A 13,887-nucleotide genomic window follows, 5' to 3' on the forward strand; every position below is an offset into this window, starting at 1 on the left:
ATTCTTTGGCGTGGATCGCCACCCGCCGAAGGCACTCGCATGCGGAGTGTTGCAGAATTCCCGCGCCGCCACGGTTGCCCGTTCTATCCGATCGCTACTGCATGTCTCCTTAAATCGATCTCGATTTAGGGACAAAGACATGCAGCAAATCAAAGTGCTACAGCGACCTTTGCGCGTCTGAAGAAGACGCGCGGCGCTGTAGATCACCCTTTGTCGGATCTGGAATGACGACGATGGTGCTGCCGTCCCGGACCTGGTCGTAGAGATAGACGACATCCTGGTTGAGCAGGCGAATGCAGCCGGACGAAACTGCCTTGCCGATCGAGTGCGCCTCGGGGCTGCCGTGGATGCGGTAAAGCGTATCCTTGCCGTCCTTGTGGATGTAGAGGGCACGCGCACCCAGCGGGTTCTTCAGGCCCGGGGGCATGCCGCCATTGGCGATGCTGTAGGGAGCGAGCTTCGGCTGGCGCGCCACCATCTCGTCGGGCGGTGTCCAGCGCGGCCATTTGCGCTTGTAGGCGACGACCGCGCGCCCCGACCAGGCGAACCCCTCGCGGCCGACGCCGATGCCGTAGCGCATCGCCCGTCGACCGGGCAGCACGTGATAGAGATACTTCGCCGGCGTATCGACGATCAGCGTGCCGGGCCGCTCATCGGTCGGATAATCCACCTCCTGCCGCCAGAACTTCGGATCGACCTCGGCGACCTTGACTTCGGGGATCGGGAACTCTTCGTCCGGCATCGCAGAGTACATCGGCGGCACGGCCGATCCCGTCGTTGCCGGTACCGGCGCCGCTGCCGCGATCACCACAGGCGTCGGGCGTGCCGTCGCACAACCGGTGACAAACAGAGAGGCCGTGCCGACGAAAAGGCTGCGGCGGGTGAGCGTGATGCCGGTCTTGTGATCGGCCGGGGATGAAGAGGGCTCGTTTGATTCGGTCATATCGGGCATTCAACGATTCGATTGTTGCAATGCCGCTTCACAGGGAAGTCCTACCTTAAGGCTGCCTTAAGGGAGCGCCTTAAGAGTTCGACTCTCAAAAATGTGAGGAATAGCAATGCGAGTCCTGATCGTCGAAGACGACGATATCCTCAGAGACGGCTTGAAGGTGGGCCTGGCGCTGGCCGGCTTCACCACCGATGCCGTCGGCACCTGCGACGCGGCAGCAACCGCGCTCGCCGCCAACAGCTTCGACGCGATCGTACTCGACCTGATGCTGCCAGACGGCTCAGGCATGGATATCCTCAAGGACCTGCGCTCCGCTCAGAATGACACCCCAGTGCTGCTGCTGACAGCCCGTGACACGGTTCGCGATCGGGTGGCCGGCCTCGACGCCGGGGCCGATGACTACCTGGGAAAACCGTTCGACCTCGACGAGGTGGCAGCACGGCTGCGGGCGTTGTCCCGGCGGTCTACGGGGCGCGCAACGGCTGCACTCGAATGGGCGAGCTTGCGACTCGATCCCGCTCGACAGTCCGTCGAACAGGCGGGCAAGCCGGTGCAGCTTTCCCGGCGCGAATACTCCATCCTGCATACGCTGATGGCACATCCCGGCGTCATCTTCTCGAAGACCAGGCTGGAAGACAGGCTCTACGGCTGGCAGGAGGAAATCGAAAGCAACGCCGTCGAGGTCCATATCCATCATTTGCGCAGCAAGCTCGGGCCCGGTCTGATCGAAACCGTCAGGGGCATCGGCTATCGGTTGGGCGGGGCCGACTGATGCGATCGTTGCGCACGCGCCTCTTCGCCATTCTGCTGATCACGACCGGCCTTCTCTGGCTGTCGGCCACGGTCTGGATCTTTCTCAGCACCCGCGCCGAAGTCGAGCGGGTGCTCGACGCGCGGCTGATGGAGGCCGCGCGCATGGTGAATTCGCTGATTGTCAGCCCCGACATGTTGAAGGAAGAAGGCGACGCTGACGCCAACCGCCTGATACAAAGCGCGACCAAGATCCCGCTGCTCGAGCATCCGCACTATGATCGCCAACTCTCCTGTCAAATCTGGTCGCTGGACGGCACGCTGATCGGCAAATCCGACAGCGCTCCCGACACGACCCTTGCGCCACACGCGATGGGCTTCTCGGAAACCGTCATCAACGGTGAAACCTGGCGGGTCTTCGCGGTTGAGAACGCCAGCCTCGGCGTGCGCGTCCTCGTCGGCGACAACCTGCGTATCCGCGACCGGCTGGTCAACGATCTGGTCAAGGGATTGCTGCTGCCGGCCCTGCTGATCATCCCGTTGCTCGCCGTCTTGATCTGGCTCAGCGTCGGACGCGGGTTGGCACCGCTCAGGAAACTCGCCGGCGATCTCGCAGCGCGCGAGGCCTCCGATCTGCACGCGATCGAAGACCTCGGCACGACGCGCGAAATCAGCCCGGTTCTGAAATCCCTGAATGGTCTCTTCGCCCGTGTCGCCGGCGCCCGCGCGCGCGAACAGAACTTCATCGCCTTTGCCGCGCACGAGTTACGCACGCCCCTGGCCGGCCTGAAGACGCAGGCCCAGGTCGCGCTCGCGAGCGACGATGGCGAAATCCGCGAAAAGGCGCTCGGCCAGATCGTCGCCGGGGTCGACCGCACAGGAAAGCTGGTGCGACAATTGCTGGATATCGCCTCGGTCGAGGCTTCAGAGAGCACCAAACCAGCAGCCGGCTGCAATGTCGGTGAAATGCTGGCAGCCCTTCAGACTGAACTCGCCGGCCAGGCTCACCGGGTCGACGTCGCCATCGACGCACAGCTGTCCGGTCTCAGGATCGGCATGGATCCGGACCTCTTCCGGCTGGCGGCACGCAACCTCCTGGAAAATGCCCTCAACCATTCGCCGCCGGGCGCAACGGTCTCCTGCAGTTGCGAGATCGCGGTGGACCACCTCGTCATCGCGATCGAGGACATGGGACCCGGCATCCCCGACGAGGAGATGCCGCATGTTACCGAGCGCTTCTTCCGCGGACGCTTCAAGACGGCGGTCGGCAGCGGCCTCGGCTTGAGCATCGTCGAACGGGCGCTGGATCGCACCGGCGCGGAACTGGAACTCCGCAATCGCCCAAGCGGCGGCCTGTCAGCACGCATCGTGCTGCCGCCGGGCCTCGTGCGGTGAGCTTGCGCCAGAGCCGGACGTGCGGCTTTGCCCAACTGCCTGCCGTTCAGCAATTCCCGCGGAAAACCGTTTCACCCTTCGCGCCGCCGCTATGACTCCCGGCAACGCAAACTAGCTCGAAAGGAGGCGTTGACCTCACGATCAGGCGTGACACGCTCAGGCATGGGTCACATCAGTCATCCGCGAGGACCAAACTCCGGGTGGCGCGAGCCGAGAGGAGACGAGTCATGGCAGGGAACGGTAGCTACAACGGAAAGTGCTTCTGTGGCGCAGTCGAGATCGAAGTGAGCGGCGACCCGGCCGCCATGGGCTTTTGTCACTGCAGCTCGTGCCGGACGTGGTCGGCGGGGCCAGTGAATGCCTTCACGCTCTGGCCGCCGGAGAAAGTGCGGATCGTCAAGGGCGCGGATAATTTCGTCGGCTATCAGAAGACTGCGACGAGCGTGCGCAAATGGTGCAAGGTCTGCGGCGGCCACCTCATGACCGAGCACCCGCTCTGGGGCGTGACGGACGTCTTTGCTGCCGTCATTCCGGCGCTACCGTTCAAGCCCGCGCTCCACGTCAACTATCAGGAGACCGTACTGCCAATGAAGGACGGCTTGCCCAAATATCGCGATTTCCCGCCCGCTTTCGGCGGCACCGGGGAATTGATCGGGGAATGAGTCAGGCCGCGGCGGGAGCGGCGCTCGCCAGGTAGTGCTGGAGGGCGGTGCGGGTGTTGACGAACAGGCGATCGGGGCCGAGCTGGTCGGCAAAGCCGGAGGCCCGCACATAGGCGAGCACGTCCGGGTTCAGCTCGGCCAGCCACACGGTGACCCCGTGTTCGCTGATGCGACGCTCGCCTTCCATCATCATCTGCAGCGCGGAATACTCGATGTCGGAGACGCGGCTCATGTCGAGCACGAGTACCCTGGGCTTGTGCTTGGCGACCAGCATCTGCGCCTGGTCTGCCACCTGTTGGGCATTGGCAAAGAACAGGCGTCCCTCTGGCCGAAGAATCAGCAAGCCTTCAAAGGTCTCGTCGTCAGGATGATCCGGTGACAGCGGCCGGAGCCGATCGGTGCCGCGCTTGCGACCGACGACATGCACCTTCGGTGCTGAAGCCTGGCGGGCCAGCCCGATGAACGACAGGATGATCGCGATGATGATGCCTTGGAGCGTGCCGAAGAACAGCACACCGAGGAAGGCCGCAAGCGCCCATTGAAACTCCATCCGCCTGACCTTGCGAACCGACCAGAAATCCGCCGGTTTGATGAGCCCAACCGAATAAACGATGACGATCGCCGCGAGGACGGCCTGCGGCAGCAGGCCGAGCAAAGGCGCCAGGACGAGCATGGTCGCCGCCGCGGCCGCAGCAGTGACCAGCGACGCCACTTGCGAATGCCCGCCGACGGCATGCACGACGGCGGTTTGCGATGTGCCGCCACCGGCGCTCATGGCGCCGAACAAGGCACCGGCGAGGTTTGCGGCGCCCGTCGCCAGCAGCTCGCGGTTCGCCCTGATCGGCGGGTCGGAGGGAGCGGCAAATGCACGCCCGGCGGCGATGGTCTCGGTGAAGCTCATCAGTGCAATCCCCAGAGCACCGGGCAGAAGCTCTCGGGCGAGACCGAGGCTAGGCAGGGTGATCGAGGGCAGCGACTGCGGAATGAAGCCGACGATGGAGACGCCGAGCGCCTCGAGACCGGCAAACCAGGAGAGCGCAACGCCCGCCGCCACCGCCAGAAGCGGCGCCGGCGAATGTGGCCAGAGCCGTTCCATCGCCAGAAGCGCCACCAGGGCGGCAGCCGCAATCGCCAAGGTGAGCGTCGAGGTTTCCGGCAGGTGGCTGGCGATGCTGAGGATATCCCGGAAGAAGCCTTCCTTGGTGATGTGAAGGCCAAGCAGCTTCGGCACCTGATCGAGCACGATGACCAGGCCGATGCCGGCCTTGAAACCGATCAGGACCGGCGAGGAGATGAAATTGGCGACGAAGCCGAAGCGGAGAACCGAAGCGAGGATAAGAAGCCCGCCGGTCATCGCCGTCAGCGTCGCGGTTGCCGTTATCAGCTTGCCGGGATCGCCATCCGGGACGGCAAGGCCGAGCTGCGTTCCGGCGAGGATCGCAAGCGTGGTCGTCGACGAGACGCTCAGGACCCGGGAGGTGCCGAGAAGCGCGTAGACGATCATCGGCACGAAGGCGGTGTAGAGACCTACACTGACAGGCAGGCCGGCGACCGTGGCATAGGCCATCGCCTTCGGCAGAACCACGGCAGCGGCCGTGAGACCTGCAATCACATCGAGCCGCAAACCCGCGGTGAGACCGCGACCGTCGCCGACAGACGAATGCTCGTTCGATGCCATCCGGACTGCCCTCTGACAGAAGCTTTCATGAAGCAATTCTAAAGCGATAGCACTGGGCCAAATCGGTTGCAAGAAGCGCCTCAGCCGGAGATCGAATGTGGTTTCCGGTCTCCCAAAGCAGGCGCTGGCAGGCTGCTCGACTTGCGGCTATCTTGACGACGGCGGATGCGGAGCCGAGAGAGGATCCCGGCGACAGACGCGAAGCGGGATCGTCGGCAGGACGGGTTTGCTGCCCGGCGAAAGGGAGGATTGCGTGGCGGAATCTGATCGCAGGAGCCATTCGAAAAGAATGCGGCGCCTGTTCTTCTCCAATCTTTACCAGCAGCTTCAGGTGCTGTGGCCGATCTTCTCCGCGATCCTGATCGTGATGACCGGGTCCGGTGTCGTCATCGGCCGCATCGAGGACTGGCGGCTCGATGAGGCTCTCTATTTCACCTTCGTTACCGGCCTGACGATCGGCTACGGCGACATCACGCCGAAACACTTGAGCGCACGGCTGCTGGCTCTGGTGATCGGCTTTTCCGGCATCGTCCTGACGGGCCTCGTCGCGGCCATCAGCGTGCAGGCGCTGAATGCAACCAGCAGGAATGAAATGGACGAACGCTGAGGAGAGCGAACCGGCCATGCATGCCCGCTCTCCGGTGCAAGTCTGCCGCGGCTCAGCCGGCCACGAAGCGCCCCTCGGACACGATCTCGGAGAGGGCCTTGCGCGGGCTCGGCTGTTCGCGCTGCTTCAGGGCGTCCGGCAGCAGTGCCTTGTCGCCCTGACGGCCGATCGCGACGGCTGCCTCGATCCGGAAGTTTTTGGGCACTTCGAGTTCGGCCCGCGCGCGATCATAGTCGATGCCTGCCATGCCATGCGCCTGCCAGCCGGAATGGGCCGCCTGCAGGGCGAGCGCACCCCAGGCCGCGCCCGCATCGAAGGAATGGGTGTAGGAGGGCACCTCTTCGCTGGCGCCGGGCGGTAACAGCGATGTCTTCGACAACACGAAGATGAGGGCCGAGGCCTCCTTTGCCCAAGTGCGGTTGAACTCGTTTAGAAGACCGAGCAGCTTCTCCCAGTCGCGCCCGCCACGGCGGGCATAAACGAAATGCCAGGGCTGGGCATTGTAGGCGGATGGCGCCCAGCGGGCGGCCTCCAGGATTTCGAACAGCGCGGCCTCGGAAATCTCTTCGGCGGAATAGGCCCGCGGCGACCAGCGTTCGAGGAAGAGCGGATTGATCGCGTGGTCCGCGACACGTGAATTCACATGCAATGTCATGGGGATGGTCCATTCATCGGCGACGCGCTGCCACCGTTCGGGTTGGTCATTGGCGGCCGAAGCTTTCGTATCGGTCGCAACGACTTCTCAAGGTCGAGATCTCATCGGAGAGTTCGGCGATACGGTCCCTGAGCTCATTGGCCGTTCCGTCCTCGATCTCGTCGAAACCGAAACAGTCCCGCGCCTCGTGCAGTTCCAGCCGTCCCTGCAAGACTTCGCGGATTGCGCTCAAGCGCTCATATTGCCGCAGCATGCTCATCTCAGACCTCGTTTCAGCCAGTCGCCGCAATCGCGCCGACCGGAGGGTGCTTCTGTCCGGCCCGGTTCCTGACCGAGCTTCCCCGAGATTATCCACACAAATGGTAGATTAAAGGAATTCTGACCCAAAGAGCGGGCGAGACGTGAAAAACTGCTCCGCCTTTGGTTCATGCCGCAGGCGCAAGCGGCGGGGAGATGAGATGGTTGCCGGCAACGCTGTCAACCCTGTGGCTGGGTGGACCTGGGCGATGGGAGGCTCGCCCAGGTCGGGAGACGTCAAGCGGTCGGCAGGTCCTTCGCGTCGGGGCGGTTGCCATCGAGGAAGCCCATGTCCCGCTTCAGATGATCCGACAGGTCCCTGACGTCGACGACATCGAGCACCGGGCGCTTCCGTGCGAACAGAAGCGCCAGCCAGGAGCCCGCGGAAAAATCGTTTGTCGACGAAAAACTACGTACTTGAATGGTTGTCATAGCCATCATCCTCTTCATCAATCCGTCTAATGGACGGACCTTGAAAATGGTTATGAACCACATCACCTTCCAATCGAATTTCGCTCACCATACATAAGGCCATTTGATGCATAAGACACTTCCGCTCCCGCCATTGACGGCGATACGCGTTTTCGAGGCGGTTGCCCGGCATGGAAGCTTCACCAAGGCCGCAACCGAGCTCGGCATGACCCAGGCGGCGGTGAGCTATCAGATCAAGGTTCTCGAGGATCGTGTCGGCGCACCCCTGTTTTTGCGCCGACCGCGCCAGATCGCTCTGACCGAAGTGGGGCAACGGCTCGCGCCCGCCGTGACGCAAGCCTTCGAGCAGCTCAGCGAAGCCTACGTGACGGCGCGCGGCGGCGCCCAGGGAACGCTGGTGATCAGCACGATCGCCACCTTCGCCTCCAACTGGCTGGCGCGGCGCCTTGGCTCCTTCCAGATCGCCCACCCCTCGCTTGCCGTCCGCCTTCAAACCGAGCCCCACCTGGTCGACTTCAGCCGCGAAGAGGTCGATATCGGCATTCGCTCAGGCAGCGGCGACTGGCCGGGGCTTGCAGCACACCGGCTCATCAACGCCGATTTCACCCCCATGCTCAGCCCGAGCCTCGCCGCAAGCATCGGCGGGGTGAAAGAACCGGCCGATCTCCTGCGTCTGCCGCTGCTCGATCCGGGCGACCCCTGGTGGGCCAAGTGGTTTATGGCCGCAAATGTGCCGGCCGAGGGCCTCTCGAGCCGTCCCGGCGCAAGCATGGGCGCACAGGTCTATGAGGGCAACGCCGCGACGGCCGGCCAGGGCGTCGCAATCCTGACGCCCGCCTTCTTTGCCGCGGAATTAGCCGATGGGCGCCTCGTCCAGCCCTTCGATCTCCTCTGTAACGACGACCAGGCCTATTGGCTGGTCTACCCGGAAACGCGGCGCAATTCGTCGAAGATCAGCGCCTTCCGTCAATGGATCCTGGGCGAGCTCGCAGCGACCTGAGCCCAAACATTTTTGCCTCGTTCCGGAACTCTCGGGCATGCCCAGGAGTTGCATTCCCGAAGCGCCCATAACGGGGTACACGGGAGCGACCATGCAACGCGCGCCGACGGAAGAGTTCCGTTCAGCCACTGAGAACGCCTGGTGGACTGTCCATCGCGGCGATGGACCGATCGTCGGCACCGCGATCCACAACGGGCATGCCATGCGCAGCGACGCCCGGGCGCTGGTGGCCCTGACGGACGAGCAAAGGCTGCGCGAGGAGGACCCGTTCACCGAGTTCATCATCCGGGATCTCGCCAACCGCATTGTCGTCCATCGATCCCGCTTCGAAGTCGACATCAACCGTGCTCGTCCCGGCGCGGTCTATCTCCAGCCGGCTCAGGCTTGGGGCCTTTCCGTCTGGCGGGAGCCGCCATCGGCGGAGCTGATCGAGGCCTCGCTTGCCCTTCATGACGAATACTATGCCATGCTACGGTCGATGCTGACGGCAATCGAGCGCCGCCACCGACATTTCATCGTTCTTGACGTACACAGCTACAACCATCGACGTCAGGGGCCCGAGGCCGAACCGGCCGACAGCGCCGAAGCGCCCGAGGTCAATATCGGAACCTCGTCCATGGACCGCGACAAATGGGCCGACGTCATCGACACGCTGATATCGGCCGTTAGCGCCACCACCATCACCGGCCAGCCGATGGATGTGCGCGAGAACATCGCCTTCCAGGGACGCGGGGAACAGACGCGTTTCATCCACGAGCACTTTCCCGATACCGGCTGCGCGATCGCGATCGAGTTTAAGAAAACCTTCATGGACGAATGGACCGGCAAGCCGGATCTCGAAGCGCTGCGGTCGCTGCGCACACTGGTCGGATCGCTCGCTCCGGTCCTGACCGAGGCGCTCGCGAGGCAGCGATGACGGACCGGACACCCATGCTCGCCGGTCCTGGATCGGAGTGGCTTGATGAAGCCATTGTCCGACTGAAGAATGGTCGTGCCGTGCGACGGGACTTCGGCGAGGGTGGACGACTGCACATCGATCGCCTGCTTCCCTTCCTGTGCGTTCATATTGCCGCCGAGCAACAGCAGCAGCCGGTCGCCCGCGACATCGCCCAGGCGAATGCCGCCTATCTGCTGGCGCCAAGCGTCGATATCGCCGCCGCCGTTATCGAACGGGTCGGCCACGTGATCGAAGAACGACTGGGCATGTTCATCGTTCTCGAATTTGCGGAACTCGAAAGCGACGATCCGCCCGCCAAGGACGCGCCTTTCCTGCCGCCGTTCCTGATCGAGGTTGTCGCCGGGACGACCGGCGCCGAGCAGGTTGCTGCGAAAGCACTGATCGAGACAGCTGCAACGATCGAAGGAAAATTCCGAACGCCCCATGTGACGCTCGTCGAGCGAAAACCGGATGCGACCGCACAGCGGAAATCCCTGGCGATCGACTATCCTCATCTCACCGTACGCTTCGCGCCGATCTATTGCGAGCCCGGCACCCGCCGCATCTATCCGCAATTGCGCGAGCGGCTGGTCGCAAGCGTCTTCGATGCCGGCCTTCGGGCCATCACAGCCTTCGCCCGCGCCAGGTCTGACGACTTCCGGATACCGACGCACCGTGCCCTTGGCCGGAAGGCCTTCGTCGACGCGGTCGTGCGCGCCGACCGCGGCATGGACGACATCGCCTCCAGCTTCGATTTCCTGCTCGCGGTAACGCCGATCAACGCCGAGACCGCCTGGGCTGAGTTCGCGTCGAGCGGCTTTTCGCGCAGCCCCCGCCTCTACTATCGCCCGCTGACCCTGCAGATCGAAACGGCCAAGCGCAAACTCTTCACCCTCAATTTCGAGCACCTTGAAGATCCACTGCTCTACGCCCTCTATCGCGAGAAGCAGCAGGAGATCGATCTCCAGCTCTCGATGATTTCCGCCCGCGAGACCCGCAAGTTCGTCGAACTCGGTCGCGCACTCTACGGCCCGGTCGAAGACGAGCTTCTCGACGCCGCTTCCAACGTCCTTGCGAAAACCGCCACGGATGGGGACACGTCGCTGACATCCGGCGACAAGCGCGGCTGCGACTACATAAGGGAGCGTGCGCAGGCGATGATATCAGCCTATCGGCGCCAATCGCCCGATTTCACCGCGTCCGCCGAAATTCGCGACGACCTGCCGGCCGGCCTGCTCGTCTCGCGTGGCCAATTGCTGATCGCCCGAAGCTCGGCACTCGACGCCGACCGCGTCGAGGCGTTGCTCAACCATGAAGTGGGCGTGCACCTGCTGACCTACTTCAACGGCTCGGCACAGGGCCTCAGGATTCTGCGCTCCGGCCTCGCAGGCTACGAGGGCATGCAGGAAGGGCTCGCCGTTTTCGCCGAATACTTGAGCGCCGGCATGACAGCGGATCGGCTGCGGGTGCTTGCGGCGAGAGTGGTCGGCTGCGCGGCCCTGCTGGACGGCGCCGAGTTTCCGGACACCTACCGGCTGCTCGTCGACGACCACGGTTTCGGCACCGCCGAGGCCTTCAACATTACGCTGCGCATCTATCGCGGCGGCGGACTGGTCAAGGACGCGATCTACATGCGCGGCCTGCTGCAGCTTCTCGACCACCTCGCCGACGGCGGCAATCTCGAACCCTTCTGGATGGGCAAGATCGCCGCATCGCATTTCGGCGCAATCCAGGAACTCAATTTGCGCGGCCTCCTTGGTGCCGCGGCCATTCGCCCTATTTTTCTCGATGACGTCAAAGCGCGCGACCGGCTTCAGCGAGCCGAGAGGGGAATGACCCCGCTCGACATGGTCGCAGACTAAAGCGCCGTGCGTTCAGATGAACGCACTGAGATTTCAGCATATGTCGGAGTCGGACCGCTAGGAAACCGGATGCGCATCGCCTTTCTCGTCAACTCGATCGAGGGTGAAGAGACGTTTTACGCGACGACGTCGCTGGCGCTTGCAGCGCTCGCCCGCGGCCACGAGATTGCCTACGTCACGCCTGGCGACTTCACCCTGAGGCCCGATGGCCGGCTGACGATCCACGCTCTGAGCCTCGCTTCGGCGAAGCCGCGCAAGGCCGAGGCCTTCATCGCCGCGCTGCGAAGTGGCGCCACACGGCGCGACATCCTGGACATTGCCGAAATCCAGGTTCTGTTTCTCAGAAGCGATCCGTCGGAAGACACCGGCCCTCGCTCCTGGGCGGCCCACGCCGGCGTCATCTTCGGACGACTTGCAGCCGAACGCGGCACGATCGTCGTCAACGACCCCGACGGCCTGGCACGGGCGCAGAACAAGCTCTATCTCCAGGACTTCCCCGAAATCGTTCGGCCGACCACGCTGATCTCGAAGCACATCGAGGAGATAAAGGCCTTTGTCGACGAGCACCCCGGGGGCGTCATCCTCAAGCCGTTGCAAGGCTCCGGCGGCAAGAACGTCTTCAAGGTCAGTTCCAGCCACGAGACGAACCTCAACCAGATCTTCGAGGTGGTCTCCGAGATGGGCTATGTGATCGCACAGGAATATCTGCCGGCAGCGACCGAAGGGGATGTCAGGCTGTTCCTGATGAACGGCCGGCCGCTCAAACGCGGCGATATCTATGCCGCGGTTCGACGCGTTCCGGCGGACGGCGAACTGCGGTCCAACATGCATGTCAACGGCAGGCCGATCGCCGCGGTGATAACGCCCGAAATGCTTACCGTCGCCGAACAGATGCGTCCCAAGCTGGTGCGCGACGGCATGTTCCTTGTCGGACTCGACGTGGTCGGCGACAAGCTCGTCGAGGTGAATGTCTTTACCCCCGGGGCCCTGCCCGAGATCGCCGAGCTTACCTCGATCGATTTCAGTGAGGATATCGTGGCGGCGCTTGAACAGAAGCTCGACATCAAGCGAGCCAACGGCGGCACCCTTTCCAATCGCGAGCTTGCTACCCTCTGACCTGCACTCGGTGCCCGCGGGAGTTCCACCTGCCCGGCGATCGGGGAAATCCTGCCTTTCGCGCTGTCAAAACCCCGCTCGCGCGGTATAAGCGCCGCGCAGCCTGGGTATCTTCGTGCTCCCAAGCGAAGATCACCAGCTGCCGCCGGCGCGTCCAATTGGACGTCCTCCCAAGGCCCAAGCTCCGGCGTCAACGACATCATGAGGTTAAACCATTGGCAGGTATCATCACCAAGGGCTCTGAGCCCGCGCGCGCGGTCTCATCCGCGTCATCGGACGCCACGGGCTATCGATTTGCCCTCTTCGCGCTCACCTCACTGTTCTTCATGTGGGGCTTCATCACGTGCCTGAACGACATTCTGATCCCGCATCTGAAGAACGTCTTTTCGCTCAACTACACGCAGTCGATGCTGATCCAGTTCTGCTTCTTCGGCGCCTATTTCATCGTCTCGCTTCCTGCCGGCGCGCTGGTCAAGCGCATAAGCTACAAATGGGGGATCGTGCTCGGTCTCGTCATCGCCGCAGTCGGCTGCGCGCTCTTCGTGCCGGCGGCAAGCTATCGCATCTATGTGCTGTTCCTCGGCGCTCTCTTCGTGCTGGCGAGCGGCATCACGCTGCTGCAGGTCTCGGCCAACCCCTATGTGACCGTGCTTGGTCCGCCGGACACGGCCGCAAGCCGCCTGACGCTGACCCAGGCCTTCAACTCCCTCGGCACCACGCTCGCCCCGATGTTCGGCGCGACGCTGATCCTGTCGGCTGCGGTCGTCGCGACCGCTGACGCGACGCCGGAGCAACTCGATGCTCTAAGGCTCGCGGAAGCGAGCGCGGTCAAGATGCCCTACCTGCTCCTTGCCGCCGCCTTCCTGCTGCTTGCGGCGCTTTTCGCCGCCCTGAAGCTGCCGACCGTCGAAGTACATGACGAGATCGAGCCGATTACCGACGGCAAGTCGGCTTGGCACTATCGGCATCTTGTTCTCGGTGCGATCGGCATCTTCGTCTATGTCGGCGCGGAGGTCAGCATCGGCAGCTTCCTCGTCAACTTCCTGAACCAGCCCGACATTGCCGGCCTCTCGGAAGCCGACGCCGCCCACTATGTGATGTATTTCTGGGGCGGAGCGATGGTCGGCCGGTTCATCGGCGCGGTTGCGATGCGTTTCGTCGACGACGGCAAGGCGCTCGCCTTCAATGCGGTCGCAGCGATCGTGCTGCTGCTCCTCACCGTCTTTGCCGGCGGCAGCATTGCCATGTGGTCGGTCCTGGCGATCGGGTTCTTCAATTCGATCATGTTCCCGACGATCTTCAGCCTGGCGCTCTACGGTCTCGGGAAATACACGAGCCAGGGCTCCGGCGTCCTGTGCCTGGCGATCGTCGGCGGCGCACTCCTGCCGCTGATCCAAGGCGGGCTTGCCGACACGGTCGGCATCCATCTCGCCTTCCTGATGCCCGTCGCCTGCTATGCCTATATCGCCTTCTACGGCTTGAAGGGGCACAGGCCGACCTGATTATGAGAATCCGCACTTCGCCGCCGCGGCGGCGAAGTGCCTTTT

Annotated in this window: 14 protein-coding genes; 9 read left to right on the forward strand and 5 right to left on the reverse strand. The window is 63.5% G+C overall.

Going from position 1 to position 13,887, the window contains the following annotated elements; translation table 11 throughout:
- Positions 1 to 157: 157 nt before the first annotated feature.
- Positions 158 to 943 carry a L,D-transpeptidase gene (locus tag QM996_RS28165; RefSeq protein WP_334197158.1) on the reverse strand — a complete coding sequence of 262 codons (786 nt, stop codon included), beginning with the start codon at positions 941 to 943 and terminating at the stop codon, positions 158 to 160.
- Positions 944 to 1,058: 115 nt separating this feature from the next.
- On the opposite strand from QM996_RS28165, the gene QM996_RS28170 reads away from it, so the two are divergent.
- From QM996_RS28170 to QM996_RS28180, 3 genes are all read left to right on the forward strand, one after another.
- Positions 1,059 to 1,721 carry a response regulator gene (locus tag QM996_RS28170; protein WP_334197159.1) on the forward strand — a complete coding sequence of 221 codons (663 nt, stop codon included), beginning with the start codon at positions 1,059 to 1,061 and terminating at the stop codon, positions 1,719 to 1,721.
- Entirely contained in the window at positions 1,721 to 3,094 is a 1,374-nt protein-coding gene (locus QM996_RS28175; RefSeq protein WP_334197160.1) for an ATP-binding protein, read from the forward strand. The genes QM996_RS28170 and QM996_RS28175 overlap by 1 nt, the downstream gene beginning before the upstream one ends.
- A gap of 227 nt (positions 3,095 to 3,321) precedes the next feature.
- Positions 3,322 to 3,756 (forward strand): GFA family protein, encoded by a 435-nt coding sequence (locus tag QM996_RS28180; RefSeq protein WP_334197161.1) that lies wholly within the window; start codon positions 3,322 to 3,324, stop codon positions 3,754 to 3,756.
- Position 3,757: 1 nt separating this feature from the next.
- Here QM996_RS28180 and QM996_RS28185 read toward each other — a convergent pair whose 3' ends face one another.
- On the reverse strand, positions 3,758 to 5,434 hold the full coding sequence (locus QM996_RS28185; protein ID WP_334197162.1) for a SulP family inorganic anion transporter: 1,677 nt from the start codon (positions 5,432 to 5,434) through the stop codon (positions 3,758 to 3,760).
- Between the two features lie 289 nt (positions 5,435 to 5,723).
- On the opposite strand from QM996_RS28185, the gene QM996_RS28190 reads away from it, so the two are divergent.
- Positions 5,724 to 6,041 carry a potassium channel family protein gene (locus QM996_RS28190; protein WP_334198697.1) on the forward strand — a complete coding sequence of 106 codons (318 nt, stop codon included), beginning with the start codon at positions 5,724 to 5,726 and terminating at the stop codon, positions 6,039 to 6,041.
- Between the two features lie 52 nt (positions 6,042 to 6,093).
- Here QM996_RS28190 and QM996_RS28195 read toward each other — a convergent pair whose 3' ends face one another.
- From QM996_RS28195 to QM996_RS28205, 3 genes are all read right to left on the reverse strand, one after another.
- The gene (locus QM996_RS28195; RefSeq protein ID WP_334198698.1) at positions 6,094 to 6,690 is read right to left on the reverse strand and encodes a nitroreductase family protein; all 597 of its coding nucleotides are present in this window, start codon (positions 6,688 to 6,690) and stop codon (positions 6,094 to 6,096) included.
- A 52-nt stretch (positions 6,691 to 6,742) separates the two neighbouring features.
- Positions 6,743 to 6,955 (reverse strand): hypothetical protein, encoded by a 213-nt coding sequence (locus QM996_RS28200; protein WP_500270413.1) that lies wholly within the window; start codon positions 6,953 to 6,955, stop codon positions 6,743 to 6,745.
- Between the two features lie 275 nt (positions 6,956 to 7,230).
- Positions 7,231 to 7,425, reverse strand: coding sequence for a hypothetical protein (locus tag QM996_RS28205; protein ID WP_334197163.1), 195 nt, complete (start codon positions 7,423 to 7,425; stop codon positions 7,231 to 7,233).
- Between the two features lie 106 nt (positions 7,426 to 7,531).
- Between QM996_RS28205 and QM996_RS28210 the strand changes: the two genes are divergently transcribed.
- The 5 genes from QM996_RS28210 to QM996_RS28230 all read left to right on the forward strand — a co-directional run bounded on the left by QM996_RS28210 (position 7,532) and on the right by QM996_RS28230 (position 13,842).
- Positions 7,532 to 8,425, forward strand: coding sequence for a LysR substrate-binding domain-containing protein (locus tag QM996_RS28210; protein ID WP_334197164.1), 894 nt, complete (start codon positions 7,532 to 7,534; stop codon positions 8,423 to 8,425).
- 91 nt (positions 8,426 to 8,516) lie between these two features.
- Positions 8,517 to 9,341 (forward strand): N-formylglutamate amidohydrolase, encoded by an 825-nt coding sequence (locus QM996_RS28215; protein WP_334197165.1) that lies wholly within the window; start codon positions 8,517 to 8,519, stop codon positions 9,339 to 9,341.
- A complete protein-coding gene (locus QM996_RS28220; protein ID WP_334197166.1) occupies positions 9,338 to 11,224 on the forward strand; it encodes a peptidase MATCAP family protein in 1,887 nt (628 codons plus the stop codon). Before QM996_RS28215 ends, QM996_RS28220 begins: the two co-directional genes overlap by 4 nt.
- 69 nt (positions 11,225 to 11,293) lie before the next feature.
- On the forward strand, positions 11,294 to 12,340 hold the full coding sequence (locus QM996_RS28225) for a glutathione synthetase (protein ID WP_334197167.1): 1,047 nt from the start codon (positions 11,294 to 11,296) through the stop codon (positions 12,338 to 12,340).
- 215 nt (positions 12,341 to 12,555) lie between these two features.
- Entirely contained in the window at positions 12,556 to 13,842 is a 1,287-nt protein-coding gene (locus tag QM996_RS28230; RefSeq protein ID WP_334197168.1) for a sugar MFS transporter, read from the forward strand.
- The last annotated feature ends 45 nt before the right edge of the window (positions 13,843 to 13,887 follow it).

This window comes from Sinorhizobium chiapasense (assembly GCF_045277575.1).
GTDB classification, from domain to species: domain Bacteria; phylum Pseudomonadota; class Alphaproteobacteria; order Rhizobiales; family Rhizobiaceae; genus Ensifer; species Ensifer chiapasense_A.